Origin of the sequence: Candidatus Synechococcus spongiarum SH4 (assembly GCF_000586015.1) — a bacterium.
In the GTDB taxonomy this organism is placed as follows: Bacteria; Cyanobacteriota; Cyanobacteriia; order PCC-6307; family Cyanobiaceae; genus Synechococcus_B; species Synechococcus_B spongiarum_F.
Window position 1 is genome coordinate 1 of sequence record NZ_JENA01000150.1, and the last position, 4,227, is coordinate 4,227.

Genomic DNA, 4,227 nt, shown 5'->3' on the forward strand with positions numbered 1-4,227 from the left:
GCCCGGGGGGGTGGACTGGTTGCAACAACCGGCCTGCTGCTGGGTGGGCGGCGCTCCCCTGGGGCCGGCGCTGCGGCAACAGGCGCGCCGCGCCGGTCTCCCCCTCTCCCCCTGCTACGGGAGTACGGAGACCGGCGCCATGGTGACCGCCCTTGATCCCCGTCGGTTCCTGGCCGGTGTGGAGGGCTGCGGCTTGCCCTTGCCCCACGTTGCCCTGCGCAGTGCAGCGGCCCACGGCGCAACCGATGTCCTGGAGATCCGCACCCCTGTGCTCACCCCCGGCTTTCTCGTGGATGGGACACTGCAGCTCTTGCCGTTGCGGAACGGATGGTGGCGCACAGCGGATCGGGGCCGATTGGGGAGACAGGGCCTGCAGGTGTTGGGCCGGCTGGACGGGGCTATTAACAGTGGTGGGGAGACGGTGTTTCCCGAGGCGATTGAAGCCGGCCTTGCGGGTCTTGACGGTCTGGAGGCGGTGCTGGTGGTGGGTGTGGAGGATGTTCACTGGGGCCAACGGCTGGTGGGCCTGTACCGGGGAACCGTGTCCGTGGCGGCCTTGGAAAAGGCCGTATCCCCACGTCCGCCGGCGGAGCGCCCGAAACAATGGATCCATTGCCCCCGGCTTGCCCCCAATGCCCAGGGCAAGTGGGAGCGCCGCCGCTGGCAAACCTGGGTTGAACGGAAGTGACCCGGGCTCAACAAGGCATCTAACTTCTAAATGACAAACAATTACAACGACTAATGACGAGTGGACCGGTAGATTTTCGTCTCTAAATCACGACAATGGCTTGCCTTATGAAGCCATTGGAACTGGGTGGGCAGAATGGAGAGATGCCAGTGGGACAGGCTTCGTAGGTGGCGCCTTTATGGCAGCGATTGAGGATTTACAATATGCTAGAAACCATGGCCCGGGTTACCTTGCCCCAGGCCAATCCAGCCAAAGCCCCATTGATCCCCACGCATTGGCCAACAGCTACATAAGCCCAAGCGGGGCCATGGGTGACGCCTTCGCCAACGACATTGGACAACAGCAGGTGGCAGGCTTTAGCGCGATCCCCGGGGTAACCTTCAATCTGAACGGGGATTCCTTTGTGGGGGCAACACCGGGGACCAGCCTGGCCGCCGCCCTGGATTCTTTCATGGCCCCTGCTGATTGAGCCGTTCCGGAACAGTGGTCCTTCTCTCTTCAAGCCCCTTTTCACGTTGCCAGCCCCAGGGTTGGACCGCCTCCTTCCATACCCAAGGGGTAGAAGTTGCTTATCAGCCCGCCAAGGGTCCCTTCACCTTCACCGCCGGGGCCGTCCATGAAGCCGATTCCCTCTTGGGAGCCCAAGCCAAGGGCATCTTTGGCTCCCTTGCCGCCAATACTTTCCATGTGGGCAGCCGGTGGCAAACCGACATGGGGCAATGGTCCCTTGCCGCCGCCGGGGAAATTGGCCGTGTGGCCCCATCAGTGGCGGGTGGCAGTGTGATTGACGGCATTGATACCCTCACCACAAACGCCTTTACCCGTGAAGCCGCCAGGCAGTTTAACAACGGTAACGTCCTGAGGTTCTCCCTTAGCCAACCCCTACGGGTGGCCGCCGGTTCCATGGTCTACACCTTGGCCACCGGCTCCCAAGACGGCATCGTAACAGGCCAAACTTATTCAGCCCCCTTATCCCCAGCGGCCGCCAACTGGACTTCACCACTCCCCTGGATCTTCCTCTGGCAGAAGGCTCATTCTCCGTGGGCTTCACCATGACCACCGAACCAGGCCACACAAAAGGAGCCGCTTCCGATTGGGCCGCCTTCACCGCCTACAAAGCCCGCTGGTAGCCCCCAAAGGGGCTTCAGGCCCGCCATCCTTGACGGCCCTTCCTGGCGGGCTTATGACCCTTCCGAGGCTATCCCATCCTGACTTCAAGCACTTGAAAATCAATCCTGCCGTAGCTGAGCCTGCCGATGGTGGAATAACCTGAATCAATATCATTGGCCACAACCGACGAGACTTTGTCCATCACGTGACGGATCACCGCTTCCTGCACGTCATGGAGCTTGCCGGTGAGCCTGACGGCCAAGGCACCCTGATCGGCCACTTCCCGCATATGGCCAAAGTACAGACTGATCTGACGGTTTATCATGGTAATTCACTCTTTGTGTGGCCCCCAGCAATGCCCGCTTTTGTCGTGCCGTGGGCCTCCCTTCTTTGGCCAGCGTGTAGACGCTCTTACCCTGATCGTCTCCCAAGCTGAACCCCTTCGGTCCTTGCATCCTTCAGGGCTTGATGCTGGCTCTTGCCCTGACTGGCGGCGTTCTTCACCACCTCGAAGATAGTAACTTGCACCAGCAGAAGCAGGCTCGCAAAGCGGCCATAACTGGAGAGTATGGATGAGACTCATCTCAGAGCAGCATCTCGACCAGATCTCCTCGACGGAAGGTGGCAGATAACTGTTGTAGCGTTGGTTGTTGCCCGTGGTCGAGGGACGCAAGCACTCTGGAGATTTCCTTCTCTGAATGAGACAAGTAGTTCAAAAGATTGTCCTTGTTCTGGATCAGCCGCTGGGCATGATCAAAGTTCCGGTGGTCGAGGTGAGCGAGATCAATCCCCATATCCCGCAAAAGATAGCGACCCATGAGCATGGCGATGAAGCGGGAGCCATAGGCCAGAAAATTGGGGGCATCCTGGGGTGGCTGCTTTCTACGTTGCTCTGCGTACCTATGGAGCAATGCGGCAATAATTGCCTGGGCGCCGTTCAGATCCTTTGTAAAGATTATATTGTAAAGTGTGCTAAAGTGTTGCCGCCTCATAAATCGTGCCTGGTGCGGACGGCGGCGCCAGATTGCCAGTACGGCCTCAGCGACCACGGCGCTGGTGAATTCCTTAGATGTGACAGTCCGATCTTCACGCTTGACTCGATATGTGTATCCCAGAAGTGAGATGGATTGGGCGAGAGCTTTCTGCTCTGGTTCATTCGCTTTTAAATCTCGTATTTCCACTGGATTTTGACTATTTGTAGCAACGGTGATAGCATGAATGAGCTCGTTATCATTTTGGTTCAGTTCGTATATGCGCACCAGAACTTCTGCAGTTTCTATTGCTTCTGATCCCATTTGTTGAGCAACTTGCTGGACGGTGCGGGCGGTTTGTCCACCGTTAATAATTTGCATGTTGCTGATTTGCACGCGCCAGTCGTCCCTCTGCAGAGCATTATGGCGAAATTGCGAACAGGTGATTGTAATACCATTGTTATAGAAATAGAAGTTTGATTGTTGATCGGGCTGGCGGAGCGTGGCCGCAACCGCCTCGTTGACTCGATTGTTGCTCAAGCCAAGATAACGTCGGATGTTCTTTTCAAACAGGAAATTGCCGTATCTGTTGGTCATGCGCGCAAGCTCGGCAACGGACATGCGGCCCATGAGTACGCGACGGAAATCGAAGGTTTCCACCAAGGCCTTCCCGGTAAGCTGTAGTTCAGTGTCAACGGGCTTCCGTGCCTGCAACATGGCCAGGAGGTGGGAGGAGCCCACATGTTGCCACGTCACTTGGTCCCCAAGCTGGGCTTGAGCGTTCTCGATGGTCTGCTGTGCTGTCGATGTCCACCGGGAACCATTGTTGGCGGCTACTGCATCCACTTGCGGAATGGCGCCTTCGCGAACGAAAGCGCGAACCTCTTCAATCCGCAGGCGCAGGCGCTCATTCATTGTCACCGTTAATCTTGGATCAAACAGTTTTTTGACGGCATCTATCATTTTAATGATCGCGTTTTCCGGGAAAGCTCCTTCGCCGCTAAGGTGTTTTCTATACTTGACCTGAATCAGAGTAATTTTTATATTTCCTTGATCAGGTGACTCAAAATATAGTGCATCGATTCCACAATCGTTTCCCCCATCCACAATGCCGTCCAGGATCTCATCGTCTTCCAATGGAAGCATGGTTTTGGCAACAAGAAAGATGAAAGCGACTCCTCGTCTCCTGTGTTCATCCGAGCCCAATCCAAGTTCAGCGGTGAACTCGTTCCTGAACCTGTCGGCAATTCCGCTGACTTGCTGATCAATAACTTGGGCGGCGAGAGACATGGTCATTGTGGACTTGGTCCAATAGCACCAACGATCTGCTGGCTGCAATGAACATCATGCTAACGTCTCCGGGAAGGCTTGCTCATCTCAGGGTAACGCCTTGCCCTGGGGACGCCCCCGGCTTGGCCTATAATTCCAGGAGTTGCCAGTGTGCCGTGGCCGTCAAAG

General features: G+C 56.7%; 4 protein-coding genes and 1 pseudogene. 3 read left to right on the plus strand and 2 right to left on the minus strand.

What is annotated here, in order from left to right; translation table 11 throughout:
• From BG35_RS0107120 to BG35_RS0107130, 3 genes and pseudogenes are all read left to right on the plus strand, one after another.
• A pseudogene (locus tag BG35_RS0107120) lies at nucleotides 1–688 on the plus strand (AMP-binding protein); the annotation flags it as partial.
• Nucleotides 689–995: 307 nt separating this feature from the next.
• Complete coding sequence (locus BG35_RS13110) at nucleotides 996–1,157, plus strand: hypothetical protein (protein WP_161632562.1); 162 nt, start codon at nucleotides 996–998, stop codon at nucleotides 1,155–1,157.
• Nucleotides 1,158–1,321: 164 nt separating this feature from the next.
• Nucleotides 1,322–1,744 (plus strand): hypothetical protein, encoded by a 423-nt coding sequence (locus tag BG35_RS0107130; RefSeq protein ID WP_161632563.1) that lies wholly within the window; start codon nucleotides 1,322–1,324, stop codon nucleotides 1,742–1,744.
• Nucleotides 1,745–1,886: 142 nt separating this feature from the next.
• Here BG35_RS0107130 and BG35_RS0107135 read toward each other — a convergent pair whose 3' ends face one another.
• Both BG35_RS0107135 and BG35_RS0107140 read right to left on the minus strand, forming a co-directional pair.
• On the minus strand, nucleotides 1,887–2,123 hold the full coding sequence (locus BG35_RS0107135) for a hypothetical protein (RefSeq protein ID WP_152535214.1): 237 nt from the start codon (nucleotides 2,121–2,123) through the stop codon (nucleotides 1,887–1,889).
• Nucleotides 2,124–2,382: 259 nt separating this feature from the next.
• Nucleotides 2,383–4,059 (minus strand): AIPR family protein, encoded by a 1,677-nt coding sequence (locus BG35_RS0107140; RefSeq protein WP_025782290.1) that lies wholly within the window; start codon nucleotides 4,057–4,059, stop codon nucleotides 2,383–2,385.
• Between the last annotated feature and the right edge of the window lie 168 nt (nucleotides 4,060–4,227).

What these genes read in the sequence shown, in the direction of transcription:
- BG35_RS13110 (WP_161632562.1), top strand. Translation starts at nt 996, where the DNA reads ATGGGTGACGCCTTCGCCAACGACATTGGACAACAGCAGGTGGCAGGC.
- BG35_RS0107135 (WP_152535214.1), bottom strand. Translation starts at nt 2,123, where the DNA reads ATGATAAACCGTCAGATCAGTCTGTACTTTGGCCATATGCGGGAAGTG.
- BG35_RS0107140 (WP_025782290.1), bottom strand. Translation starts at nt 4,059, where the DNA reads ATGTCTCTCGCCGCCCAAGTTATTGATCAGCAAGTCAGCGGAATTGCC.